This is a genomic window from Cellvibrio fibrivorans (assembly GCF_031457055.1).
Classification (GTDB): Bacteria; Pseudomonadota; Gammaproteobacteria; order Pseudomonadales; family Cellvibrionaceae; genus Cellvibrio; species Cellvibrio fibrivorans.
The window spans coordinates 100,502-127,072 of record NZ_JAVDVX010000001.1; the positions used below are offsets into that span (position 1 = coordinate 100,502).

Genomic DNA, 26,571 nt, shown 5'->3' on the forward strand with positions numbered 1-26,571 from the left:
TATTATGCGCAGAACATGGATTCCCAGCACACGTTTGATAACTGCCTTCGCGCTGCTTGCAGCGCTGGTATTTATCAACGCCTTTAGCGCCCATTATTTTAAATGGAGTGCCGCTGCTTATTTGCCACAGGGATTATTTATTGCCGCAGCTGTTATCGCATTACTCGACTGGCTATTATCGCGTCGCTTGCCGCCGGTGGAAATTACGCGTGAACTACCGGGCAATCTTGCGGTTGATAAATGGACCGAAGTAAAACTGCGCATCCGCCATCAATTTACCGACAAGGTAAACATCCAGATTTTTGATGGCGTACCTGCCGATGCCAACTACGAAAATTTACCGCTGCGCATTGAGTTGGAACCCAACAAAATCAGCACCAACCATTACTCATTGCGTCCACTGGTGCGGGGCTCACTGCAATTGGATAAAACCCATATCCAATTTAAAAGCCCATTGGGTTTATGGCATATCCGTTATTGGGCCGGTGAGACAACTACCGCCAAAGTATTTCCGGATTTTGTCGCCATCGCCAACTACGCCATTCTCGCCACCGAAAATCACACCAGCCAAATTGGTATTAAAAGGAAACAGCGCCGTGGTGCGGGCATGGAATTTCACCAGCTGCGCGAATATCGCCAGGGCGACAGTTTGCGCCAATTGGATTGGAAAGCGACATCGCGTCGGCAGAAATTAATTGCACGCGATTATCAAGATGAACGCGACCAACAAATTGTATTGATGATCGACAGCGGCCGTCGTATGCGTGCGAAAGATGATGAACTCAGCCATTTCGACCACGCGCTCAACTCAATGCTATTGGTGAGTTACATCGCATTGCGCCAAGGCGATAACGTGAGCCTGATGAGTTTCGGCAACCAACACCGCTGGATTCCGCCACAAAAAGGAGTTGAACGAGTCAAAGTATTGCTCAACGGCATTTACGATTTGCACGCAAACCAATCCACTGCGGATTACATTACCGCCGCAGAAAAACTCGCCCTCCTCCAACCAAAACGCTCGCTGGTCATTTTAGTTACCAACTCGCGCGATGAAGACAACAGCGAATTGTTGCTTGCCGTCAACCTGCTCAAGAAACGCCATCTGGTAATGGTCGCCAACATCCGCGAACAAGTGCTCGACCAACTCAATGACGCTCCAGTGCAAACTTTTGATGATTCCCTAAATTATGCCGGTGTCCGTCGTTTTTTACATGAACGTCGCGATTCCCACCGCAAACTCACTGCCGCTGGTGTTTATGCAATTGACTGCACCGCCAACGAATTAGCAGTGCGTGTCGCGAATGCGTATTTGGAAATTAAGAGTGCTGGGATTTTGTAGACATACTCACAAGAATACTACCCAGCAATTCATTTCGCTAATTGTTTACCGAAAATTTAACAACAAAAGACCTAAGAATTAACACAGAAAATATGAATAATTCATTACCACTTATCGCGGACGCTTGGCGTTTTTTCAAAAACAACTTGGCTAGTATTATTGCCCTAATCATGCCATTAATAATGGCCGTTAGCACTTTTTCTGCTGCTATCGCTCACTACGCGAGAGATATTGAATACATTGAATATCTCGCCATGCTTCCATACATGTTGACATTCCCCATATACCAATGCGTATTTATTCTTTACATGTCTTCTGTAATAAGTGGTGAATTCTTACAGAGAAAACAATACTACCAACTAGCACTTAAACTTTGGCTTCCTATTGTTGGGCTTTATATTATTGCGACAATCGCGATCCTAACTGGACTTTTACTACTTATAGTCCCTGCCATTATTGTCATGATTCGTATTTCATTTTCGGAGTTTTATTGCATTCTTTATAAAAGATCACCAGTTGATGCTTTTAGATTGAGCTGGAAAGCAACTAAAGAGTATCAGGGAATAATATTCGCCGGTTTTATCATTATATGGCTCGCGACAAATGTTCCGTTTTGGTTTATTAAGAGAACCTTTTATAACATGGACTTTTGGAATCCCATCACTATCGCCCTATACCATGCAGCAGAATCACTATTTGCTATTTTATTAACAATATTCAACTTCAGAATTTTCACATTACTGCCAGAAAAACCAGATAACTAAAATCCACTCAGGATGAGTTACCTTCGAGTCTCAATGCGAATAATTATATTTTTTCAATAGCTAGCGAACTATGGAGTTAGAAAACCGACAAGCCATTATTGCAAGTAATATTGCTGACTCATTGTGCTCACTTAGATACCTGTAAATTTCCCTATAAAAAAGGCAGCCGAAGCTGCCTTATTTTTAAACCAGATGTAATTTACTGCGGTGTTTCGGATTCAGTTGCTTCGATTACTTCCGCTTCCGCAGCATCAATCGCGTCATCTTCGATTACTTCGTCTTCTACAGATTCATATGACACACCCTCTTCAACGGTTTCCTCGCTGTAAGTGGTGTCTTCAACTGCCCCCTCTTCTGTGTATTCAGTTGGGTAAGCATCAGTTTGGGATTGGTCGTACTGGCCGCTGAAATCCTGTTGCATTGCTTGCATGTATTGGTTGTACGCTGGTAACGCGAAAGCCAAAATCAACACCAATGCCACTACAGGGAAACCAAGTGCTACAACCCAGTGCCAGGTTTTATTCGGCGGAGTTTGCAGGCCGTAATTGTTGCGGCCGGGAGTACCTTTGAAGAAGATCAAAATAATGAGCAAATAAATATTTGCAAAAGGTACTAACGCAAGCAACCACATCCAACCGGTTTTATTCAAATCATGCAAACGCTGGATCATCACGATAACGCTGAACACCAACAATCCAATATAGGCAACAGCCATAATAGGCACGCCCACCCATGGAGACACAAATGCAAACAGACCGCCACCCACAGCTAAAATTGCGTAAAAGCCTATCGCAAATAATGCACCGTGAGCCCAATAGCGCAGACGGTTAATACGTGAGGAAGGAGAGAAAAACTTGATCTCGCCAACGGCTTGATCATCAGTGGTCAATTGACCTTCGGGGGTTTGGTAGGGATTAGTAGACACAAAAAGCTCCTTGATTTGTTATTTCTGAGTAAGTTGATGTGAACATCTGAGCCGCTTCACCGCAGCACATCAACAAATCAAAACAATACCGGAGTCAACTGGAACAGCAATACCTGTATTGTCGGAATTGCTGAAGCCGATCAATTCTTAACGAACTGGAGGAGAGAGATTCAGAGGTTCCGGGTAGTTGCCTGCGCACCCAAACAGAGCAACTACCAACGGATTGATTCTAGCGATCAGCTGAATAAATTGCGAAAGAATAATTTCAAATTGTCGAGTAGACGCGCAAAAAATCCGGCTTCTTCGACTGCTTGCAGCGCAACAATCGGGGTATTCACCAACAATTGGCCATCCAGCTCAACGGTGAGGTTGCCCAACTCCTGTCCGACAGCAATCGGGGCTTTAATGATTTCATTGATATGCATTTTTGCTTGCAGTGATTGTTCGCGGCCTTTAGGTAAGGTCAGCACAATATTATTAGGGATGCCGAGTGTGACTTCCTGGGTTTTACCTGCCCACACGCGCGAACTACTCACCTGCTGACCCGCTTGATAAAGTTGGGTGGTCTGGAAGTAGCGGAATCCATAAGCCAGTAATTTTTGTGTTTCGGCAGCGCGCGCACTTTCACTTTCGGTGCCCATCACCACAGCAATAAAACGGGTGTTTTCACGTTTAGACGATGCCACTAAGCAATAACCCGCTTCCTCCGTGTGGCCGGTTTTTAAGCCGTCAACAGTCTCGTCGCGGTTCAACAATAAATTGCGGTTGGGTTGACGAATGTTGTTATAGAAAAAATATTTCTCGGCGTAGATCGGATAGTGAGTTGGATGGTCATTAATGATCGCACGCGCAAGCACCGCCAAATCTTTTGCCGTAGTCAAGTGACCTTCTGCCGGCCATCCAGTTGAGTTTTCAAAATGGGTATTGACCATACCCAACTGCGCTGCAGTTTGGTTCATTTTATCGACAAAGGCATCTTCATTGCCGGACACATATTCAGCGAGCGCTACGGTTGCATCGTTGCCCGATTGGATAATCACACCGCGCAATAAATCGATAACTGACACTTGTGTGCCTTCTTTTACATACATGCGTGAGCCGCCCATTTTCCAGGCTTTTACGCTGATGTTCACCATAGCATCTTCGGTGATGCGGCCTTTTTCAATTTCGTCAACCACCAAATAACTGGACATCATTTTGGTGAGGCTCGCAGGAGGTAAACGCTGTTCAGAATTGCTCTCGGCCACAATGCTGCCAGTAGTAGCATCAACCAAAATAAAACCGGTCGCAGCCAATTGGGGCGCTGCAGGAATAACCACTGGCTTTTGTTCGACAACCTGCCCAGGAGTCGGCGTAGGCAAAGTAGCAGATGGAACTGGTGCAGCTGGCTGCTGTGCAAAGGTGAGGCCTGAACTGACCAGCAGGACACTGGCTAATAATTTTTTAATCATGGTGGATTAACACTCTGTAAAACGAAATAAAAAAGAAAATTTGAATTCGCGAATTGTAACAGTAAAGCAGCGGCGTGAATCAAACCTGAATCTCAAGTGCAAGCGCTACCGGATTTACTGATAAACCACATGCGCTTCAAAAATTTTAATCCGCGCTAATTGGTCGCGAGCATCTTGCAAACTTTTTGCGTCTTTAAATGGGCCAACGCGCACGCGGTGTACCTGTTTAGGTTGTGCCGCAGATTTAATGATGACCGGATAAGTCAGTTTGCTACCTACACTCGCCGCAAATTGCTGTGCAGAATCTTTTTGGCTGAATGCACCCAACTGTAAATAAGTACCCGCTGGTAATGCCGGCTCAAGATTTTTTGGCGTTTTGCTATCGGCGCGGCGCGGGATGGGCGCCGCATCACCGGGCAATGCAATTTCTACTTCGACCCTGCCAGTGCCAGTTTTATGGATACCAATGCGCTGCGCTGCGGCGTAACTCAAATCCACAATGCGTCCCTGGTGAAAAGGGCCGCGGTCATTAATACGCACAACGACGCTTTTGCCATTATCCAAATTGGTCACGCGCACGTAAGAGGGAATCGGCAAGGTTTTATGTGCACCGGTCATGGCGTACATATCGTAGCGTTCGCCATTGGACGTATTGTGTCCATTAAATTTATTGCCGTACCAGGAAGCGTAACCGCGCTCGCGATAGGAACTTTCATCTTTGATCAGGTGATAGGTTTTGCCGAGCACAGTGTAAGGATTTTTATTGCCTGCCCGGGTGCGTGTTTCATAGCGCGGCACCGCATCGGGCACGTGCGACATATCAATGTCTTCGCTTGGCCCAAAATCCTTATCGTGTTCGTAGCGGCCATCATTGGGGTTGTATGGCTCAGAGGATTTAGTGGGCTTACCGGACTTGGGTTTATTGCCCGAACAGGCCGCCAATAAAACACAGCAAATGAATACCAGTGCGATATTTCTTTTTTGTATTTTATTGGCAGAGCCAGTTCGGGGCATTGATAGCATTAGTGGGCTGCTCCCGCAGATAGTTTATCGATGTTATGCATCGCTTGTTGGATATCAAGGCTTAAATCGTACACTGCCATGGCGTACATGGGGCTGCGGTTGTAGCGGGTGATGGTGTAAAAATTCTGTAAGCCGAGCCAATATTCCAAGCCATTGGCGCCATCAAATTCAATCGCGATCGCCGGAGTATTCCGGGCAATTTTTTTGGTGGATGTGATACCTGCTTTTTTCCATTCACTCACTTTAATACTGGGTGGTTCTACTTTATTGAATGACTCGTTGGCCAACAGAGTATCGCGCGCTTTGGTTAACCTGGCTGGAACCACAACCGCTTTGCCGGTTTGCCATCCATGCTTTTTGAAATAGTTGGCGACACTGCCAATCGCATCGGTGGGGTTATTCCAGATATCGGTAAAACCATCACCGCTGAAATCGACAGCAAAATTGCGGTAGCTTGATGGCATAAATTGACCATAGCCCATGGCACCTGCATAAGAGCCTTTGAACTCCAGCGGGTTGTGTTTTTGCTCGCGCGTGAGAATAAAATAATTCACCAATTCAGAGCGGAAAAATGGCGCGCGCGGCGGATAATCAAAAGCAAGGGTGGTGAGCGCATCAATCACATACCAGCTGCCGGTATTTTTGCCGTAGTTAGTTTCCACACCGATAATCGCCACGATAATTTCGGCGGGCACACCGTATTCTTTTTCGGCGCGCGTCAGTGCGGCGCGATGCTCATTCCAAAACGCAACACCATTGGTGATGCGCATAGGCACGATAAAAATCGGCCGATATTCTTTCCAGGTTTTGGATTTTTCTGCCGGGCGCGCAATCGCCTCCAAAATCGGTTGACGCTTTTCTGCCTTACTCAACCATTGAGTAATTTCCTCGGCGGTAAAGCCATGCTGCTTTACCATTTCATCGACAAAACCAGCCGCCAGTGGATGCTGACTGTAATCCGCCGCCGCAATAACACTCAGGCTTGCCCCCGCTAGAATACTCAGGCATTTTTTTGAAACGCTATAACAGAAAGACAACATAAAACCTCGTTTAACGCATTTTCCTATCCACTAACCGGCGGTATATGGATCAAGACTGGGGTGTCATTACCCGTTTTTTCTCGGTGGCAATCGCCATCAACAGACCAAAACCGGCAAAGAGCGCAACAATCGCCGTGCCGCCCTGGCTGATCAGGGGTAAGGGTACACCGACCACCGGCACTATGCCTGACACCATACCCATATTGACGAACACATAAACAAAAAACGTTGAACTCACGGCGGCGGCGAGCAAGCGACCAAAACTGCTTTGCGAGTTCACGGCAATCATCAAGCCACGAATAATGACCATCGCATAAATGGCCAACAAGAGTATCACCCCGAGCAAGCCAAACTCTTCTGACATGACCGCAATAATAAAATCCGTATGGCCTTCAGGCAGGAAATCCAGGCGCGATTGGGTGCCTTCCATCCAGCCTTTGCCCGACAGGCCACCAGAGCCAATTGCCGTTTTCGACTGGATTATATTCCACCCGGTTCCCAGTGGATCCTGCGTGGGGTCAAGCATGGTCAGCACCCGCTGGCGCTGGTAATCGTGCAGCATAAAATGCCAGATCGGCCAAAGACTTGCGCCAAACACCACCACGGCAGCCGCGATATATCGCCAGAGCAGGCCGGAGAAAAACAGCACCATAATGCCCGAAGTGGCGACCAGGATGGAGGTGCCCAAGTCGGGCTGTTCGATAATCAGGGCTGTGGGTAGACCGATCAACCCGAGCACTATGATGACCTGAGTGAATCGCGGCGGTAAAAAGCCACGGCTGAGGTAGGCCGCAATGGTGATGGGCATGGCGAGTTTCATGATTTCCGATGGCTGGAAACGGAAGCTGCCGATCTGTAGCCAACGCTGGGCGCCCATGGAAATATCGCCAAAAATAGTCACCGCCAGCAATAACAAGACGCCACCCACATAGGCGAAGGGCGCCATGCGCCGCATAAACTCGACCGGAATCTGCGCGACTATAAACATGGTGACGTAGGCAATCATAAAAAAAGTGCCCTGCTTTTCCACGCTCGGCAAGTTGTGCCCACTGGCGCTGTAGAGCACCGTCAGGCCAATCACTGTCAGCAACATCAACAGCAGCAGCAGGAAAAAATCGATATGCAGACGCTCGGCGAGACGCGCGCGGCGGCTGAAAGCACTCGCCGCCTCCGGCATGCGTCGCAGGAAATCCTGTTTACTCATGAGTGGTCTCCGGAACCGCAGCAGGCGCAGCTGATGAAGAAGTATCTACAGCTTGCACGGCCGCTTTAGCAGCTAATTCCGCCTCTTTAGCCACCCGCACGGCTTTGCGCTCGGAGATGTAGTTGTTCGCGCGCTTGATAATGGCAGCGTGGTGGAATCCTACCGGGGGAACAAATTCGTCAGCTTTGAGGTAATAACCCAAGAGATGGGCATCCATCATCGCGCGCGCAACTGGTGCGGCTTGGCTCGATCCCCCTTCAGCATTTTCAAGCATCACCGCCACTGCAATTTGCGGTGCCTCAACCGGCGCAAAGGCCACAAACAGGGCGTGGTCGCGATGGCGTTCTTTCAGCGCCGCTGAGTTGTATTTGGCGTTTTGGGCGATAGCTACTACCTGCGCCGTACCCGACTTGCCCGCCATCCGATATTCAGAGCGCTCCGATACCCGCCGCGCCGTGCCGCGTGCACCGTGCATTACCTCTTCCATGCCACCGATAATCGCATCCCAATATTCGGGTTTGGTTTCGAATATCTCATCGACAATCGGCTGATGCACCTGATCGCCAATTTTCTGGATAAATTGCGGCCGATAGCGGACACCGCGATTGGCGATAGTGGCAGTCATCACCGCCAATTGCATAGGCGTTGCCAATACCATGCCCTGCCCAATGGAAATATTGACCGTATCGCCCGGGTACCAGGCTTCGCGCCGCGCCGCACGCTTCCACTCACGCGATGGCCACAGGCCTTTGCGTTCGCTGGGAATATCTATGCCGGTGAGGTTACCGAGGCCAAAATGCCCGCCAAAACTACTGATATTGTCGATCCCCATGCGGTTGCCCAGATCCCAGAAGTAGGTATCACAGGATTGGGAAATGGCCGCTTTGAGATCCACCCGGCCATGGCCACCACCGGTTCTGGCCAGCACCCAATCGCGATAGAGACGTGAACTGCCGGGCAAGGTAAATACGCCGCGGTCCGAAATGGCGCGATTGACATCGGTAAACCCCGTATGCAAACCAGCAAGACCAATCACCGGCTTTATAGTTGAACCGGGCGGGTATTGAGCCTGTAAAAAGCGGTTAAACAACGGGGTATCTATGTCCTCATTAAGGCTTTTGTAATCGCGATAGCCAATGCCCGTCACAAACAAATTAGGGTCAAAACCGGGGTAGCTCACCGCCGCTAAAACGCCGCCGGTTTTCACATCAATCGCCACTACTGCGCCGCGCCGGCCACGCATGGCAGCGACGGCGGTCTCCTGCATGCGCGCATCCAAATGCAGGCGCAAATCGCTGCCCTGCTTGGAATCTATGCGATCAAGAATGCGCATAACACGACCGCGTGCATTGGTCTCCACGTTCTGGCTGCCAACTTCACCCAGCAACACATCTTCGTAACTCGCCTCGATCCCAATCTTACCAATGGCGTGGGTACCGGAATAACGCTGCAATTGCTCAGGCGTGAACGCATCCACCTCCTTTTCACTGATGCGCCCGGTATAGCCAATCACATGGGCAAACATGTCCTTGTGCGGATAATTGCGGACCAGCTCCGCATTGACCTCTACACCGTCCAATAAATGCTGATTTACCGCAAGGCGCGCAATTTCTTCTTCAGTGAGACGATAGCGCAGGGGAACTGGGTCGAGTTTATGGCGACGCTGTTTTTGGGCTTTATAGAACTTACCCAAATCCGACGCGCTAATTTCAATCAGGCTTTTAAGCAACTCAATCGTGTTGTTCAATTCGGTGGCATCAGCACTGACAACCGAGAGAGTAAAACTCGCTTTGTTATCGGCAAGCAGTTCGCCATTGCGGTCAAAGATCAAACCGCGGGTTGGTGGAACCGGCTGCACGTGTACGCGATTGCGATCAGATTGGGTGGCGTACTCTTCGTAATTGACGATTTGCAAATCGTAATAGCGATACACCAGGATTGACACCAACAGCAGCATAAATACCGCCATCACCACTACGCGGCTGCGAAATATTTTTGCCTCGCGCTGGTGATCTTTAAACTGTTGGGATTCTTGCATGTTCGGGTCGGGAACTCGTATAAATCAAGGTTGATAGTGTTGTAGGTTTTTTAACCTGGCTTTGGCGATATCATTATTTGTGATATGGATGATTTTGCAAAATCGTACAGGCTCGATAAAGTTGCTCGATCACCAAAATGCGCACCAAAGGATGAGGCAAGGTGAGCGGAGAGAGCGACCACTTTATTGTTGCCAGCGCCAAGCACGCCGGCGCCAAACCATCAGGGCCACCGATCAGCAATGAATAATTTGATCCACTCATTTTCCAGCCCGCGAGATTTTCCGCGAGCTGTTCGGTGCTCCAGGGCTTGCCTTTGACCTCAAGTGCAATCACTTGTTCGTCTTTGCCGCCTTTTTCAATCACCGCGAGCATGGCCTCGCCTTCTTTTTCCATCGCCTTGGCAATATCGCTATTTTTACTGCGCTGGGCGAGCGGCAATTCCACCATTTCTACCGTGACATCGCGCGGCATACGTTTGGCGTATTCCGCATAGCCAGCTTCAACCCAGTCGGGCATTTTAGTGCCAACAGCGATAATGCGAATGCGCATAGCGACTATTTATCAACCGCTAATGGGTTTGTCACGATTGGCCGGTTTCATCGACCAGAGTTTTTCCAACTCGTAATAATCACGCGCTTCCTGTTGCATCACATGCACCACTGTATCGCCGTAGTCCACCAACACCCAATCACCGGTTTCCAAACCTTCAATGCCCAGTGCGCGAAAGCCGGCTTTTTTGGTTTCTTCCACCAAGTTTTCAGCCAATGAACGCGAGTGACGGCTGGAGGTACCGCTGGCAATAATCAGGGTGTCCATCACATCGGTGAGTTCGTGCACATCGAGCGTCACTATGTCTTTGCCTTTGAGGTTTTCAAGGGCGTTAATGATCGCTTTGTTTAAATCTGACATTCAGTTACCTATTAATAAAAAATTCAAAAAATAAAATGTAAAAAAGATTAATCAAGAGCGCGGCTTATTGATAAAGACCATTGCTGCGAATGTAATTCCAAACTCCATCGGGCACCAAAAACTGCGGCGAATTTCCGGCGTGAATTTGCGCGCGAATATCAGTAGCGGAGATGGGCAGTAACCGCTGCTCCAACAACACAATCGCACCCGCTGACTTTTGCGAAATCACCGTGCTATCAGCGCGATTGGATTGCAACAAATCGGCCACTGCTCCCGACTCCGGCAAAAACCAACCCGGACGCGCAACGACTACGATATGTGCCAACTGCAACAATTGCGTCCAGTTATGCCAGGTATCGAGCGTCGCAAAACTGTCCATTCCCATACACAAACACAAACTGTTGTGTTCGCCTACTTCAGCACGCAATTCATGCAGGGTGTCGTAAGTATAGGAAGGTTTATCGCGCTGCAATTCGCGCTTATCTATTCGCAATTCCGTGCAGCTTTGCAACGCTATCTCCAGCATGTCCACGCGCTGGCTTGCACTCGCCCCGGGTGTTGGACGATGCGGAGGCAAATAACACGGCAGCAAATGCATTTCATCCAATTGCAGCTGTTGTTTTAGTTCCAGTGCGATGCGCAAGTGTCCGATATGGATCGGATCAAACGTACCGCCGAAAATACCTATGCGCTTGCGCATGAGGGGTTACGCACGGATGTGTCCATCGCCAAACACCACCCATTTTTGCGAGGTCAGGCCTTCAAGACCAACCGGGCCGCGTGCATGGATTTTGTCGGTGGAGATCCCAATTTCAGCGCCCAAACCGTATTCAAAACCATCAGCAAAACGGGTTGAGGCATTGACCATTACCGACGCTGAATCTACCTCGGTAATAAAGCGGCGCGCGCGGGTGTAGTCTTCACTGACAATTGCATCGGTATGTTGCGAACTGTATTGGTTGATATGCGCGATGGCTTCATCCAAACCGGACACAATTTTGATCGACAAAATTGGCGCGAGATATTCGGTCGCCCAATCTTCTTCAGTCGCCACATTGGCACTGATCAGATCGCGGGTCTTTTCATCGCCGCGCAGCTCAACACCTTTTTCAGCGTAAGCCGCAGCGAGGCGCGGCAGAATTTGCGCGGCAACTTGCTCATGCACCAGCAAGGTTTCCATCGCATTGCACACACCGTAGCGATGGGTCTTGGCGTTCATGGAAATGGTGAAGGCTTTGTCGAGATCCGCCTTATCGTCAATGTACACATGGCAAATACCATCGAGGTGTTTGATCACCGGTACTTTTGCATCAGTGCTGATACGTTCGATCAAGCCTTTACCACCGCGAGGAACAATCACATCCACAAATTGCGGCATGGTGATCAACTCACCCACAGCTGCGCGGTCTGTGGTTTCCACCACTTGCACCACATCGGCAGGTAAACCAGCCGCTTTCAGACCAGCTTGCAAACAATTGGCGATGGCACGATTGGAATGGATAGCCTCACTGCCGCCACGCAAAATTGCCGCGTTACCGGATTTTAAGCACAGACTCGCCGCATCGATAGTCACGTTGGGGCGCGATTCGTAAATGATCCCCACCACCCCCAAAGGCACGCGCATTTTGCCCACCTGGATGCCGCTCGGGCGATAGCTCATACCGGTGATTTCACCGCAGGGATCAGCGAGCGCCGCGACCTGGCGCAAGCCTTCAATCATGCCGTCGATCGTCGCTGGCTTAACAGCCAAGCGGTCGAGCATGGCGGCATCTAGGCCATTTGCTTTGCCAGCTGCAAGGTCCTTTTGATTTTCCGACACCAGCGTAATACGCGATTTATCCAATTCATTGGCAATCGCCAACAGCGCTTTGTTTTTCAATGCAGTGGGGGCAGCAGCGATCACACGGGAGGCGATACGCGCTTTGCGGCCAAGCTCGGCCATGTACTCTTTAACGTTCAATTCAGACATGAAACAACCTGTTGCGGGCAATTCAGAAAAAATGGCCGCGATTATAACCCGAGTTGCGCACACTTTTGGCGCTGAAGCTGGCTTTATTTCCGCGATTCAGACTCTTTAACGCGGTTTATCCGGATTGCGACGGAACGCACAAGATTGCTCGGTGACATTTCAGTTTTCGTTCATCTTAAAAGGCTTAGTCTGGTTCCACTCCCAACCAACCGGGAGTCACCATCAACCATACGAGATATACATCATGAAAAGCCTGTTATTAATCAGCACCCTGGCCAGCAGCCTGTTGCTGGCTAACAACGCCCTGGCTGATCGCGACCGTCACCATAAGCACAAACACCACGACCACCATCGCCATTCTTACCACGTGGTTGAGTACACCGAATATGCGCGCGTGGTGTCGAGCAGACCGATTTACCGCACCGTCGCTGTAGAAGTACCCATGGATTCCTGCCATGTCGAAACGGTGGCCTACAGCGAGCGTCAACGCGGCGGCGATTCTTTTAAAGGCACCGTAGTGGGTGGCTTGATCGGTGCGGCGATTGGCCATGAAGTTGGCCGCAGCAACCACGCAACTGCTGCCGGTGGCCTAATTGGTGCAGCCATTGGCAACGATGTTGCTGGCGGCAGCCGCCGTGTAACGCGCTATGAAGACCGCGAGGTCTGCAACACGCGTTACCGCACCGAATATGAACGCCAGCTAGTCGGTTATGATGTGACCTACGCCTACGATGACCGTATCTATCACACAGAAACCCGTCATCACCCCGGCGCCCGCATTGTGCATGTGAGAGGCCGTCATTAATCACTCAACGAATTGGCAAAGGTCAAATTGACCTTTGCCAAAACACGGGCGATAGTGAAGGCGTAGAATTTATTTGAATGCCTTCTTGTTGGAATTTGTCATGCTGTACTCAAAAACCTTCCGCGTGCGCCCCGGCCCTTTTCTGCAAACATTCCTTTTGTTGGCAACGCTGCTATTGAGCTGCCAACTGGGTATTGCCCAGTCCAATGACTTGATCGGCAGTGACATGGGGCTTCCCTCCAGTGAACCAGATAACAGCCTGATCGATACTGATACCATTGCCCCGACTGCCCCGGAACCCAAACTCTCGCCCGCTGAAGCCGCCGAATTGGTGCGCAACAAAGTGGGTGGACAAGTCATGAGCGTCAATACGCAGCAAGACGATACCCGCGTGGTCTATGGTGTTAAAGTACTCAACGCCGGGCGCATGCGCGTTATTAATGTCGATGGCCAAACTGGTCAATTGCTCAACCACTAGTAATTCTCTCGATTTAACCACTGCACTTAATCCATCAATAAATCCAGGACCGATCCATGCGTATTTTGATCGTTGAAGATGAAAAACCCCTGCGCGAACAAATTCTCAGCCTGATGGCCACCGAAAAATATGCCTGTGATGCCGCCGCCGATGGCCGCGAAGGCCTGTTCCTCGGCAGCGAATATGACTACGATCTGGCGATCATCGACTTGGGGCTACCGCTGCTAGACGGCACTCAACTGATCCGCGAACTGCGCGCCAAAGAGCGCAACTTCCCCATTTTGATTCTGACCGCACGCGGCAATTGGCAGGACAAAGTTAGTGGCCTGGAAGCCGGTGCCGACGATTACCTGACCAAACCCTTCCACCCGGAAGAGTTGCGCGCGCGCATCCATGCTCTGTTGCGTCGCGCCAGCGGCCATGCCTCCTCAGTCTTGCGCTACGGACCCATCACGATTGATACCAGCGCCAAACGTGTGCACCGCGATGAAACCGAAGTTGAACTCACCAGCTTTGAGTACAACACCCTCACCTATCTCGCCCTACACGCTGGTAAGAACATCTCCAAAAGCGAGCTGACTGAACACCTATATGCGCAGGATTACGACCGCGATAGCAACGTGATCGAAGTATTTGTCGGCCGTTTGCGTAAAAAACTCGATCCGGATGGCAGCTTGAATTTGATCAGCACACAGCGCGGCCTCGGCTACCGGTTCAACCTTGATAAGCAGTAAGCCCGTGATCGCCCGCTTCTCGTCGATTGCCTCGCGCCTGCTGCTGGCATCGGCGCTGCTGCTGCCACTGTTTTTGGGGCTGACCGGCTTCTTCCTTGACCGCGCGTTTGAAAACAGTTTGGAGGTGGCCGAGCGTTCGCGCTTGCGCGGCCACGTCAACCTATTAATGAGCGTGGCTGAACCCATCACCAAAAACGAGAAAATCCACAGTCTGCGCATGCCCGTCACCCTCAGCGACGCCGACTTTGAACATCCCAATTCCGGACTCTATAGCTACATTTTCGACAACCAATCCAAGCTGGTCTGGCGTTCCAACTCGGCAGCCCTGAGCGACCCGCCGGACTACAAACGCATCGCCAAAAGCAACACCCCCGGCAAAATGCTGTTCAGCGAGAAACTGCTGGGCGGCAACCTGCACTTTATCGCGCGCTACACGGTCAAGTGGGAAGATGCACGCGGCACCCCCACTCCATTCCACTTTGTTGTTGCGCACAGTGCCGATGAATACACCGCCGAACTCAAAGCCTACCGCAATGAACTCTGGCGCTGGCTGGGCGCGGCAGGGATTTTTTTATTGATCGCGCAAACGCTGATCCTGCGCTGGGGCCTTCGCCCGCTGGGGAAATTGGCACAGGCGCTAAAAGCGATGCAGAGCGGCGACACCAGCAATATCGCTGGCGAACACCCCAGAGAACTACAAAAAATTGTCGATAACCTCAACCAGGTATTGGAGCGCGAACAGGCCTTGCGCCAGCGTTACCGCAACAGCTTGGCCGACCTCGCCCACAGCCTGAAAACACCGCTGGCCGTGTTGCAAAGCAAGCTGGTTGAAGGTGTGGAATCCGACGGCGAGCTGCAGCAAATTGCCAGCGAACAGGTGGCGCGCATGAACCAGGTCGTGACTTACCAATTGCAGCGAGCGGTCTCCAGCCAGCAAAAAGGCACCTTCCGTCGTACCCGCCTTGAGCCCATCGCGCAGCGGCTATTTGCCGCACTGCAGAAAGTCTATGCACATAAACACATGGAGCAGGAACTGGATTTGGCGCCCAACTCGATAGTTGCAGGCGATGAACAGGATGTAATGGAATTATTCGGCAATATGCTGGAAAACGCCTTTAAATACGGCAATAAACAAGTTCGCGTGCGCTCGTTCGTTGAAGATACCCAACTGCGCATTGATATTGAAGACGACGGCCCCGGTGTTCCCGACGATCAGACTGAGCGGATTCTGGAGCGCGGCCAGCGGCTGGATACCACCATTCCCGGGCAGGGCATTGGCCTTGCCGTCGCCGCCGAAATTGTGCGCAGCTACGAGGGCAACATCAGCATCCACCGCTCGGAACTTGGTGGTGCGCGTTTTAGCGTCTGCCTACCCATTCTTCCCATCAGCAGTTAAAAAGCCTCCTTCACTTATAACCGTTTTGCAGATTTCCGCCCACCTTTTGTAAGCCATGGCTTACACGCTTGTCGTCCTGACCGCACAACAACTTCCGCGATTCCTCACAAAGCGCGGTGATTTATGCGACTACTGCTTTATCGTCCCAAGATCGATACTGGCACCATCTGCTCAACGGCTGTATACCAAAAAACACAGCGGGAGCGACAAGGACCAACATGCCAAGGAGGGCGCCAACCATTCTTACAACAATGCTGTAATCCAGTGGAGAAAGAAAATGTCATCCAGGACGTGTATTGCCGTAGATTCGACTTGCGATTTGCCTGCAAAGTTTATTCAACAACACAACATTGAAGTGCTGCCCATTTATATCAACCACTCCAAAGGGCAGGAGCTGGATTATCGTGATCCTCAAACCATGTTGAATTTTTACAAAAATCATTCACGCGATGTCTATGGTTTGGCGCAATCCGATCCACTCTCCGTCAACGACATGACCGATATCCTCAGGGAGCGTTTGCTGCCGAAATACGATTTGGTGCAAGTCGTCACCATCAACAGCAAAAAGAGCGATGTATTCAAACGCGTGTCTGAAGCGGCTCTGGTAAACGAACCGAAATTCCGCGAGATGGAAAGAACTGAAGGCCGCGCACCTTTCCGCATTCGCTTGTACGATTCCATGTCCATGTTTACCGGCCACGCGCTGCTGGTATATGAATTAGTAAAACGCATCCATGTGGATAATTTGCCCCTGAATAAATCCATTCGCGAAATCGATAACATGCGCGATCAGGTGTACGGCTACTTAATTCCAAATGATTTGTCTTATATGCGTGAACGCCGTCATCTGCGCAAAGGCGACAACAATATTTCATGGATTAATTTTAAATTGGCAAGCGCATTAAACCTGCGCCCGATTGTGCAATTGCACCGCGGTGCAACCGATAAAATCGATACCGGCAAAGGCTTTTTAGGTGCGCTGGAAAAATTGTTTGCCCATGTAAAAAAACAAATCCAACAGGGTTTGACTAGCGAAGTCGTTGCGATGAGTTATGGCGGTTTGTTGGAAGATATTAAAGACGAACCGATCCTCGTGGAATTCCGTGAATTCTGTAAGCAGTACAACGTTAAAACCATGCTGTCGATGATGAGCATGACCGGTGCGATTAATGTAGGGCCAAAATCTTTTGCATTGTCATTTGCTACAGATAAAGATTTGGTGTGATTTTTTTAGTTAGTACAGAACAAAAATTTAAAAGCAATAACTCCCGCCAGTTGCCTGACGGGAGTTTTTTTTGCCACAAATTAATTACAAGGATTCGAGGAATTTAATCAAATCATTGCGCTGCGCCGCCGTCGCCGCTTTGTACGCGGATTGGCTCGCACTCGCTTCACCACCGTGCCACAAAATCGCTTCGTTGATAGTGCGTGCGCGACCATCGTGTAACAAGCGGGTGTGGCCATTGACGGCCTCGGTCAGACCCAAGCCCCAGAGCGCCGGCGTGCGCCACTCGCGGTTTAGCGCGGCATTGCTGGTCAGGCGATCGGCCAGGCCATCACCCATATCGTGCACCAACAAATCGGTGTAGGGCTTGATGGTTTGACCGCGCAATTCTGCCAATGGGTGCCCGTAATCGGTCGTCATACTCGGGGTATGACAACCGCCGCAGCCGAGATTGGCAAACACTTGCTCACCGCGTACGACATCGGCGTTATTGACCGTTTCGGGACGACGCGCCGGTGCGCCCAGCGCCTGCATGTATACAGCAACCAGATTGACGCGCGCATCGCTCAACTCAACGCCCGCTGGCCCTGCATTGCGGCAGGCGGTTTGGTTGGCACCACAAGCGGGGCCCTGGAAGATACTGGTGCTTACCCCTATATCTTCATGCAGCGCATCAGCAGTGAACTGCTCAAGCGTGGCGATATTCGCTTTCCAGCCAAAGCGGCCGATACGCTGGTCACCGGTTTTGGCATCAGTCACCTGCACCGCGCGGCCGGAAATACCATCGCCGTTGCTGTCATTCAGATCATGGCGCTGTAGCAAAGTCGCTTCAGGTACCGCTTCCAATAAGCCCAGTCCGACAATGGTTTGCGCCATGCGCGGCGAGAAGAAATTCACTTGCCCGCCAGCCTGATCCAATACTTGCACCGAGTAGCTGGGTGCTTGCAGTTGATAAGCTGTGCCGTCATTGAAATTACCGGAAACAGTGCTGTAACTCAGGCTTGTAGTCGCTTCCGCCGGTACACCGCCATTGCGCGATTGCGGCTGTAATACTTTGCCGAAATACGCGTGAGGCAATGCATTACCCTGGGCATCGGTACTGCCGGAGCTGACTTTTACCGCCATGGTATTGGGCAACTGACCCGCGACTGGCGCCAAACCGCGACCATTATTGGTATGGCAACCCACGCAGGAATTATTGATTGTCAGGCCGGTAGACAGGTTCGCCAGCTCGGGGAAATCCGGATTGCCCGGCTCAAAGTGCTTACCATTAACAAAATCCGTGTGGAAAATGCGGCGGCCATTCAAGAAACCATTGTGGGTTTCCCAGCGGGTATTCAGGGCTTCGCGGAAGAAGGAAGTCCACAGGTAATCATGGCGATCAACAATAAAAGGGCTTGCTGCAGTAGGCGCATATTCCAGTACCGGATCGGTGAAAATCTGGCCACCGTCACGATAAGTCACTGTCGCATTGTTGGCCGGATTGGTAACCAGATAAGACGGCTTTTGGTAGCCCTTGGCGATACCCTGTGGCGAACGAACCGGCATATAGCCCTGACCACTGGAATCCACCAACACACCGGAAGTGCTGATGACATCCGCTTGCGCGATTCCTTTAAACGCGCGCACTGGTGCTGCCGTAGCGGCGCCACCGGCAGACAGTTTCGCATTCAGCTCATCATTGTTGACGATATACAAACCCGGGCTGCCCAGTTTGATGCGGAAGGTATCCGTGTAGTAAACGCGCTGGGCGCTGACTTTTGGATCAGTCTCGGTGAAACCTAACCATTGCTGGAATTCAAAGTCATAGAACTCACCGGTGCGCAAAGTCGTTTGACCTTCGCGTTCACCCGGCACAAAACGGGTTCCCACACAGCGCCAGCGCTCGCCCTTGCCAGTCGCCGGATCAGCAGTCGCAATACGAGTGAAGCCGCCGTTATCACCAAAGTAGGAACGGTAAGGGTTAAACAAACTCTTGCGGCAGCCAATATCATTAAAGTTGGCGTATTCAGGTTCATAGAAAATCTCTACGCGCGATTCACCTTTCGGGGTGTGATCATGCACCTCAAACTTGAAGGTGCGGTGCTCGTGATAGAACGATGGAAAGGTGTAGAAGATAGTTTCAGCTTCATGACGCGCCCGCGCGCGACCGCTGCCGAAGGTGACGATGGTGCCGTCTGGCTCAATGCGCCAGTTGCGCGATACTTCTTGCGAAAACTGGGTCGGGAACAGCGGCTTGTAGTTCACATTGGCGGGAATACTGGCCGCCACACTGCTGGATGAAGGCACTGCCGGTGTCGATGAGCGGCTCGATGAAGACGCAGGGATACTACTGGGAGCAACACTGCCAGGCGTAGCACTACTGGCGACGCTGCTACCTGTACCGCCAGAACCATAGACTTTCAGTTCAAAAATCGAATAGCCCCATTGGTTGCCTGCACTGCGCGCCGTGCTATACACACGCAAATAACGATAAGAGCCGGTTACGGCAAGCGTATCGGTGCGTGCACCAAAAGTACCGCCGGTACGGCTCGCCAGATCGGTCCAGGTTGCATTGTTATTCGAGCCTTGCACAAGGTAATTGGCGGCATTGGCTGCCTCCCAATCAATTACCACCGAATTCAGGGTTTTAGCTGAGCCAAAATCCAGGCTGATCCAGGTTGGGTCAATGGCGTGGGTTGACTCCCAGCGGGTACCGGGGTTGTTATCAATCGCCAACGCGGCGGGTTGCTGCTGGCTGCTGGCCGCCACTATCGCACCGGTCGCAAGATTCAGGTTCGCGGGGATGCTGGCGGCGCTGCTACTCACAGGTACCGCGCCATACACCTTCAGTTCCCAGATCGAATAGCCCCAGTTATTGCCGGTACTGCGCTGGGTACAATTAATGCGCACATAGCGATAGGAACCGCTGGCCGCGACTGTATCGGTACGCGTACCAAAAGTGCCGCCGGTACGGCTGGCGATAGTATTCCAACTCGTGCCATTGATTGAACCTTGCACCTCATAGTTGGCTGCATTGGCCGCCTCCCAATCGATAACGACTGAAGACAAGTTATAGCTGGCGCCAAGATCGACACTCAACCATGACGGGCTAATACCATGGGCAGATTCCCAACGGGTACCGCCATTGCCATCCACCGCATTGAGCGCAGAGGTGAGCGACGTGCTGGCCGTAGCCGTCTTATTAAGCGCAAGATTCGTTTGGGCAAAGAGATTGTGACTAATAAGCAGTGAACAGAGCAGAAATAGCATCCTGCCCAGGGTGATGGTTTGCATAATTGTCTCCACTGGTTCCTTTCCAGCCACTGGCATTCACGCCTCTGACGAGATCTTATCGTTATTGAATGCGCTGACCGGACAAGGGAATTAGCTGATTGTTTTGACTTACCGTTAAGCGCGACTTTTGGAAAACAACAACTGTCACGCCAAAATTTTTATTGGAATTGTGGTGGTGTGTTGATGAACTAACACACTAGTAAGCTTCAACTATTAGCCGGACTTTCTCTTCTCACTTTTGGAAAACTGCTTAAAGATGGGGCATCTCACTTGCCTCTGTAAAAAGTGAGATGGATTTGTGTATAACTGGTCACACCGCAACTGTGCGGAAAACCAATTACATCGAAACCGTCCTAAAAAAAACAGCCGATGGAATCGCTTCCATCGGCTGTTCTGGTAAAACGATTAAACAGAACGATCAGTTGTTGTAGCCATTGGGATTTTGCGACTGCCAGCGCCAGGCATCTTTCATCATCCGCGCGAGATCGTATTTTGCAGTCCAACCCAACTCCGCTTTGGCCTTGATCGGATCGGCGTAGCAGCTGGCGATATCCCCCGCTCGGCGCGGCACAATTTTGTAGGGCACAGCGCGGCCACTCGCCTGCTCAAATGCCTTGACCATCTGCAAGACCGAATAACCAGAGCCGGTACCCAGATTGTAGGCGCGGCAGCCTTTGCCGGCCCGATCCAACTTCTTAAGCGCCGCGACATGGCCGAGAGCGAGATCAACCACATGGATGTAATCGCGCACACCAGTGCCATCCACCGTGGGGTAATCGTCTCCAAATACGCTTAATTCTTTGAGTTTGCCAATTGCCACCTGCGCTATGTACGGCAGCAAATTATTCGGGATTCCGGCTGGATCTTCGCCAATCAGACCGCTTTCATGCGCCCCAACCGGGTTGAAGTAGCGCAGCAGGGAGATATTCCACTGGCTGTTGGGCGCCTTGGCGATATCGGTCAATATTTCCTCAACAATCAGCTTGCTGCGACCATAAGGATTGGTGGCAGAGGTAGCGAAATCCTCCTCGATAGGTACCGACACCGGATCACCATAGACGGTGGCCGAGGAGCTGAAGATCAGCTTCCACACCTTGAACTCTTCCATCACCTCGGTGAGCGATAGGCTACCCGCCACGTTGTAACGGTAGTATTTCATCGGAATCTGGTTGGACTCCCCCACCGCCTTCAAACCGGCAAAGTGCATTACCGCCTCTATCTCGTAAGTGCGGAATACATCGCGCAGGGCGTCCTTATCATTGATATCCACCTCAAAAAACAGAGGCTCAACACCGGTAATTTGCGCTACACGCTTGAGCGATTCAGCACTGCTGTTACACAGATTATCGACCACCACCGGCAAGTAGCCGCTATTGATCAGTTCAACACAGACATGGCTGCCGATAAAGCCGGCACCGCCAGTAACAAGAATAGGAGAGCGAGACATGCAAGATTCCTTATAGAGATGTAAGCCGTTGCGCACGCATTGAACCAGAGTTCGGGCGGGAGCATAAGGGCTTGGAAAGAATCTTTTATTAAATCATATAATTATTATTTTATAAGGTCGCAGACAGCAAAAAGGCAAGTCGAAGCTTGCCTTTCTGGTGAGCAGTTTTTGCAGATTAAAATTTATTCGATCGGCAAACTAAGAGATACTATGATTTTAGCTTCATCATTGTAAAAGCCCTCTACGTCGTCAACCACTTTACCAATTGTAAAGCTCAGTTTTTCATTGTAAGCGTACGTTAAATCAACGTGCGCCAAATCATCTTCATGCACACCATACTTCGCGGTAAATGCGCCAAAAGTTGCAGCTAAGGTCATGTAGTTGTAGTCGTCATAACCGAAACCAATAATCTCTTCACCTTCGCCATAAGTAGTGTTAGCAATATTATCGTAATAGGTAAATGTAACTGGACCATAACCAACGGCGACAATTGCCTCAGCAAAGTCCCCTGGCGCCACATCATACGTGGCATAGTTATAGGACACGACGCTTACATCAAATTTAAAGTCACCAAAAGATGCACCATATCCAACGTAAGTGTCATATTCAGTACCCCAAACAGCATCCCCTGAACCAGCCCAAACGCCACCGTAGAAGCCAGCACCAGTCAACTTCAAGTCACCCCAAACCTGAGCATCACCACTACCTAAATCCAAACCACGCCAGTAGTACATATTGTTAGCACCAACAGATGCAGCAACCTCAGCGTGTGCCGCTGGTACAGAAAAACCTGCCATAGCAGAGAGAGCGATGGCACCAGCGATTAATTTTTGTTTCATCTTCATGAGTTCTTCCTCTATTAATGGTCTTTACTAGTTAGTTTTGAGGCAGCTATTGATAATTCACACTAGCTTGATAGCAATATTGCAGATACCACGCCAGTTTTATTTTTGTCTTTTAAATCATCGCGTTACGAGTTGAATACAAGATTGCATACCCTAAACAAAACCAGCAGAAGCACAAGCATGGTGCATAAAAACCCAGCGCGCCACCCTGGCACGCACCAAAACAACTCATTTAAACCGGATAACGTATTCCTTAATTTTTTGCAGTTCCTGTTGCGCACTGGTTCCGCCCTCCTCCGCTGGCGGCTCAGTCAACTTGCGCAGCAACCATGCATTTAGCGACGCCAACGCAGCACGGATTGACCATGGCAGATAAAGCAACAAAGCAAAGAGCACAATGGCCACGCCGATTAATGTTTGCGACGACAAAACCTCATCCGCCAGGGTTTTACCAATCACAATCGCCAATACCGGTGTCATCAAGGTGATAAGCGACACCGCACTTGCAGACATTCTCTGCAAAATATAAAAGAACAGCGCCGCTCCCACCAATGACCCCATGATCGATAAATAAATAACCGATGCACCGGATTTCACCGAAACCTGCTGCGGCACAGCGCCATCCATTAACCACCAACTCAACACTAATCCCGGTAATGAAAACAGCAACGCACCACTGGCTTGATGAAATGCATCAAGGCTCACCGCTTCTTGCTGGGTTAATTTTTTCACCCACACACTGCTAAAACTAAAGAGTACGCAAGAGAGCAAAATACTGGCGATACCGTAGACCGAGCGAATATTAAATTGCAATTGATGATAAAAAATAACAACCAGACCAGCGAGTGCAAGCACTAACGCAACCATTTTTCTGAGCGTAAATGGATTTTGTTTTAGGAGCCACAAGGTCATCAAACCGGTAACAAAAGGTGACATCGCAAAAATGACTGCCACCAAACCCGACGGAATAAATTGCACGCCCCAATACACCACCGGCATGTTGGGAAAAATACCAATCGATGCCGCAAAATAAATGTGCCGGTGCTGCCAATATGTGGAAAGGGATTTTCGCAATAATGCATGCACGAAGAGCGCAATCGCCAACGCAATTGACATGCGCGCCACAGCTGCAGCAATAAAACTCAGGCTATCGCTACTCCATTGAATAGCAAGCGGGGTTGTAGCCCAAATCAGCACTACCGAAAAATACGCAAATAACACAGCCACGGCATAACTCCTTATTGCCCAATGAGCAACTGACGAGAGAATGACCGCAGCAAACAATCAGCAGGACTGCCTGTAAAAAATCAGCAAACTGAAAGTAAAAAAACTGAAACCCGAAAACAAAAAAAGGCCGCAGTTTTTATGCTGCGGCCTTTGTTTATAACGATTATTCAACTAATCAACAAATTCCGCCAAGCAACGAGCCATGACTACGCACCAAAAAATTGGTCGTAGTGCGACGGCGTGCTTAATGGAATTCATTTGATACATAATTAATTGATCTAAGGTTATAAGGTTTTTGAAAACTGAAGCGAGGTTAATTTAATTTCTGTTCAGCCACAAGTCATTTTTGCATTTTTTTTATTCAATTAATTACCCTATACTCATGCCCTCATTTTTAATGCAAAAAAGTAATGACCAAACGAAATGAAAACATATCTGGTTGGCGGCGCTGTCCGCGATAAATTATTAGGCCGCACCGTCACTGAACGAGATTGGGTGGTAGTGGGCAGTAGCCCCGCGCAAATGGTCGCCAATGGATTCACTCCAGTAGGTCAAGATTTCCCTGTCTTTCTGCATCCGCACACTAAAGAGGAGTACGCGCTCGCCCGTACCGAGCGCAAAACCGGCAAGGGTTATGGCGGCTTCAGCTTCTATTGCGGGGATGAAGTGACCCTGGAAGATGATTTGGTCCGCCGCGACCTTACGATCAACGCCATGGCAGAAGATGAAAATGGCAACATCATCGATCCATACAACGGCCAACAGGATCTTTCCGACAAACTCCTGCGCCACGTATCGCCCGCTTTTGCCGAAGACCCGGTGCGCATACTGCGCATCGCCCGTTTTGCTGCGCGCTATCACACATTAGGGTTTCGCGTAGCCGATGAAACTATCGCATTAATGCAAACCATGGTCGCCAACGGCGAGGTAGATCATCTGGTGGCGGAACGTGTGTGGAAAGAAATTGAACGCGCACTTGGCGAACCGCATCCTGAAATTTTTGTTGAAGTGTTGCGTGCGTGCCATGCACTAACGCGTTTATTTCCTGAAATCGATGCACTTTTTGGGGTACCGCAAACGGCAGTGCATCATCCGGAAATTGATACCGGCACCCATACATTGATGAGCCTGCAACAAGCAGTAAAACTGTCGCCCAGCACCTGCGTGCGTTTTGCTACGCTCTTGCATGATGTCGGTAAAGCGGCGACACCGGTCGATGAATGGCCGCGCCATATCGCCCACGAAGATCGCAGCCTACCGCTTGTCAAAAAATTGTGCGAACGTATCGCAGCCCCCAAAGATTACAAAGACCTGGCCATGATGGTGGCGCAATGGCATACCCACTGTCATCGCGCATTGGAATTAAAACCGGCAACGATATTAAAAGTATTGCAATCCAATGATGCGTTTCGTCGCCCCGAACGCTTCGAACAATTTTTATTGTGCTGTGAGGCCGATGCACGAGGACGTACGGGTTTTGAAAATCGCGCTTACCCCCAGGCAGATTTTTTTCGCACTGCATTCAAGACAGCACAAGCCGTCGATATTACCGCCATCCAGCGCGGAGGTTTTAGCGGCAAAGAATTTGGTGATGAAGTTAATCGCCAGCGCCTGCAAAATCTGGTTCAATTGAAGAACAGCATTTCAACCCCACCCCCAGCGTAACTATAACCTCACCTATAAGTAACGCAGCGGTTATCGAGAGATAAGCACATGCCCGCAACCACCACCAAAGTGGCACTGGTAACCGGTGCCGCCAAACGCATAGGTGCCGAGATCGTCCGGCAGTTACACAAAGAGCATTTTAATGTAGTGATTCACTATCACCAGTCGGATAAAGCGGCAAAAGAACTTGCCAATGAACTAAATGAAGAGCGTGAAAATTCTGCATACTGCATTGCTGCAGACCTCAATAATATGGAGCAAATCAATAATCTCGCCATGCAAGCACAGCAGCATTGGCAACGCCTGGATTTACTCGTCAACAATGCCTCCAGTTTTTATCCCACACCTATTGGCGAAACCAGTGAAGAGGATTGGGACCAGTTAATTAACTCCAATCTCAAAGCACCGTTTTTCCTTGCGCAAGCGCTCGCTAAAAAATTGGGTGAATATCACGGCTGTATCATTAACATTGCCGATATTTATGCGGACAAGCCGCTCAAGAAACACAGCATTTATTCTATCGCCAAAGCGGGCAATGCGATGCTCACCAAAACATTGGCACAAGAGCTGGCACCAATGATACGTGTGAACGGTATTGCACCAGGCGCTATCCTCTGGCCAGATGATAGCCACAAAAAACCGGAAGACCGATTGTCGGACGACAACAAAGAGAAAATGCTCGCCAAAATCCCACTGCAGCAGCGCGGCCAAGCACAGGACATAGCGCGAACAATTTTATTTTTGACACAATCCCCTTATATTACCGGGCAAATACTCACCGTCGATGGTGGTCGTACGATTACGATTTAG

Annotated in this window: 23 protein-coding genes; 9 read left to right on the forward strand and 14 right to left on the reverse strand. The window is 50.2% G+C overall.

Features of this window, described 5'->3' with window-relative positions; all coding sequences use genetic code 11:
• Positions 1–4: 4 nt before the first annotated feature.
• Both J2X05_RS00460 and J2X05_RS00465 read left to right on the forward strand, forming a co-directional pair.
• Positions 5–1,339 carry a DUF58 domain-containing protein gene (locus J2X05_RS00460; protein WP_310067274.1) on the forward strand — a complete coding sequence of 445 codons (1,335 nt, stop codon included), beginning with the start codon at positions 5–7 and terminating at the stop codon, positions 1,337–1,339.
• 92 nt (positions 1,340–1,431) lie between these two features.
• Positions 1,432–2,103: a hypothetical protein gene (locus J2X05_RS00465; protein ID WP_310067275.1), complete on the forward strand. Its 672-nt coding sequence runs from the start codon at positions 1,432–1,434 to the stop codon at positions 2,101–2,103.
• A 199-nt stretch (positions 2,104–2,302) separates the two neighbouring features.
• Here the strand turns inward: J2X05_RS00465 and J2X05_RS00470 are convergent, their stop codons facing one another.
• From J2X05_RS00470 to J2X05_RS00515, 10 genes are all read right to left on the reverse strand, one after another.
• The gene (locus J2X05_RS00470; RefSeq protein ID WP_310067276.1) at positions 2,303–3,028 is read right to left on the reverse strand and encodes a DUF805 domain-containing protein; all 726 of its coding nucleotides are present in this window, start codon (positions 3,026–3,028) and stop codon (positions 2,303–2,305) included.
• 236 nt (positions 3,029–3,264) lie between these two features.
• Positions 3,265–4,479, reverse strand: coding sequence for a D-alanyl-D-alanine carboxypeptidase family protein (locus J2X05_RS00475; protein WP_310067277.1), 1,215 nt, complete (start codon positions 4,477–4,479; stop codon positions 3,265–3,267).
• Between the two features lie 114 nt (positions 4,480–4,593).
• A complete protein-coding gene (locus tag J2X05_RS00480) occupies positions 4,594–5,502 on the reverse strand; it encodes a septal ring lytic transglycosylase RlpA family protein (RefSeq protein ID WP_310067280.1) in 909 nt (302 codons plus the stop codon).
• Positions 5,502–6,542: a lytic murein transglycosylase B gene (gene mltB, locus J2X05_RS00485; RefSeq protein ID WP_310067283.1), complete on the reverse strand. Its 1,041-nt coding sequence runs from the start codon at positions 6,540–6,542 to the stop codon at positions 5,502–5,504. The genes J2X05_RS00480 and mltB overlap by 1 nt, the downstream gene beginning before the upstream one ends.
• Positions 6,543–6,591: 49 nt before the next feature.
• Positions 6,592–7,746: a rod shape-determining protein RodA gene (gene rodA / locus J2X05_RS00490; protein ID WP_310067285.1), complete on the reverse strand. Its 1,155-nt coding sequence runs from the start codon at positions 7,744–7,746 to the stop codon at positions 6,592–6,594.
• On the reverse strand, positions 7,739–9,784 hold the full coding sequence (gene mrdA / locus J2X05_RS00495) for a penicillin-binding protein 2 (RefSeq protein ID WP_310067287.1): 2,046 nt from the start codon (positions 9,782–9,784) through the stop codon (positions 7,739–7,741). Before mrdA ends, rodA begins: the two co-directional genes overlap by 8 nt.
• A gap of 73 nt (positions 9,785–9,857) precedes the next feature.
• Positions 9,858–10,334 carry a 23S rRNA (pseudouridine(1915)-N(3))-methyltransferase RlmH gene (rlmH, locus tag J2X05_RS00500; RefSeq protein WP_310067289.1) on the reverse strand — a complete coding sequence of 159 codons (477 nt, stop codon included), beginning with the start codon at positions 10,332–10,334 and terminating at the stop codon, positions 9,858–9,860.
• Between the two features lie 12 nt (positions 10,335–10,346).
• Positions 10,347–10,694: a ribosome silencing factor gene (rsfS, locus tag J2X05_RS00505; protein WP_310067292.1), complete on the reverse strand. Its 348-nt coding sequence runs from the start codon at positions 10,692–10,694 to the stop codon at positions 10,347–10,349.
• Between the two features lie 64 nt (positions 10,695–10,758).
• Positions 10,759–11,394 carry a nicotinate-nucleotide adenylyltransferase gene (gene nadD / locus J2X05_RS00510; RefSeq protein WP_310067294.1) on the reverse strand — a complete coding sequence of 212 codons (636 nt, stop codon included), beginning with the start codon at positions 11,392–11,394 and terminating at the stop codon, positions 10,759–10,761.
• 6 nt (positions 11,395–11,400) lie between these two features.
• Positions 11,401–12,654 carry a glutamate-5-semialdehyde dehydrogenase gene (locus tag J2X05_RS00515; RefSeq protein WP_310069403.1) on the reverse strand — a complete coding sequence of 418 codons (1,254 nt, stop codon included), beginning with the start codon at positions 12,652–12,654 and terminating at the stop codon, positions 11,401–11,403.
• 253 nt (positions 12,655–12,907) lie between these two features.
• Between J2X05_RS00515 and J2X05_RS00520 the strand changes: the two genes are divergently transcribed.
• The 5 genes from J2X05_RS00520 to J2X05_RS00540 all read left to right on the forward strand — a co-directional run bounded on the left by J2X05_RS00520 (position 12,908) and on the right by J2X05_RS00540 (position 17,301).
• Complete coding sequence (locus tag J2X05_RS00520) at positions 12,908–13,468, forward strand: glycine zipper 2TM domain-containing protein (RefSeq protein WP_310067296.1); 561 nt, start codon at positions 12,908–12,910, stop codon at positions 13,466–13,468.
• Between the two features lie 100 nt (positions 13,469–13,568).
• Positions 13,569–13,946 carry a PepSY domain-containing protein gene (locus tag J2X05_RS00525; protein WP_310067298.1) on the forward strand — a complete coding sequence of 126 codons (378 nt, stop codon included), beginning with the start codon at positions 13,569–13,571 and terminating at the stop codon, positions 13,944–13,946.
• 56 nt (positions 13,947–14,002) lie between these two features.
• Positions 14,003–14,680 (forward strand): response regulator transcription factor, encoded by a 678-nt coding sequence (locus tag J2X05_RS00530; protein WP_310067301.1) that lies wholly within the window; start codon positions 14,003–14,005, stop codon positions 14,678–14,680.
• Positions 14,667–16,076 (forward strand): ATP-binding protein, encoded by a 1,410-nt coding sequence (locus tag J2X05_RS00535; protein WP_310067303.1) that lies wholly within the window; start codon positions 14,667–14,669, stop codon positions 16,074–16,076. The genes J2X05_RS00530 and J2X05_RS00535 overlap by 14 nt, the downstream gene beginning before the upstream one ends.
• A gap of 277 nt (positions 16,077–16,353) precedes the next feature.
• A complete protein-coding gene (locus J2X05_RS00540; protein ID WP_310067306.1) occupies positions 16,354–17,301 on the forward strand; it encodes a DegV family protein in 948 nt (315 codons plus the stop codon).
• Between the two features lie 84 nt (positions 17,302–17,385).
• Here the strand turns inward: J2X05_RS00540 and J2X05_RS00545 are convergent, their stop codons facing one another.
• From J2X05_RS00545 to J2X05_RS00560, 4 genes are all read right to left on the reverse strand, one after another.
• Positions 17,386–20,577, reverse strand: coding sequence for a di-heme oxidoredictase family protein (locus J2X05_RS00545; protein ID WP_310067310.1), 3,192 nt, complete (start codon positions 20,575–20,577; stop codon positions 17,386–17,388).
• Between the two features lie 418 nt (positions 20,578–20,995).
• Positions 20,996–22,024, reverse strand: coding sequence for a UDP-glucose 4-epimerase GalE (gene galE, locus J2X05_RS00550; RefSeq protein ID WP_310067312.1), 1,029 nt, complete (start codon positions 22,022–22,024; stop codon positions 20,996–20,998).
• Between the two features lie 182 nt (positions 22,025–22,206).
• Complete coding sequence (locus J2X05_RS00555) at positions 22,207–22,869, reverse strand: TorF family putative porin (protein ID WP_310067314.1); 663 nt, start codon at positions 22,867–22,869, stop codon at positions 22,207–22,209.
• Positions 22,870–23,097: 228 nt separating this feature from the next.
• Complete coding sequence (locus J2X05_RS00560; RefSeq protein WP_310067316.1) at positions 23,098–24,096, reverse strand: DMT family transporter; 999 nt, start codon at positions 24,094–24,096, stop codon at positions 23,098–23,100.
• 423 nt (positions 24,097–24,519) lie between these two features.
• Here J2X05_RS00560 and J2X05_RS00565 point away from each other — a divergent pair, with 423 nt between their 5' ends.
• Positions 24,520–25,761, forward strand: coding sequence for a multifunctional CCA addition/repair protein (locus J2X05_RS00565; protein WP_310067317.1), 1,242 nt, complete (start codon positions 24,520–24,522; stop codon positions 25,759–25,761).
• A gap of 48 nt (positions 25,762–25,809) precedes the next feature.
• Positions 25,810–26,571 carry a pteridine reductase gene (locus tag J2X05_RS00570; RefSeq protein ID WP_310067320.1) on the forward strand — a complete coding sequence of 254 codons (762 nt, stop codon included), beginning with the start codon at positions 25,810–25,812 and terminating at the stop codon, positions 26,569–26,571.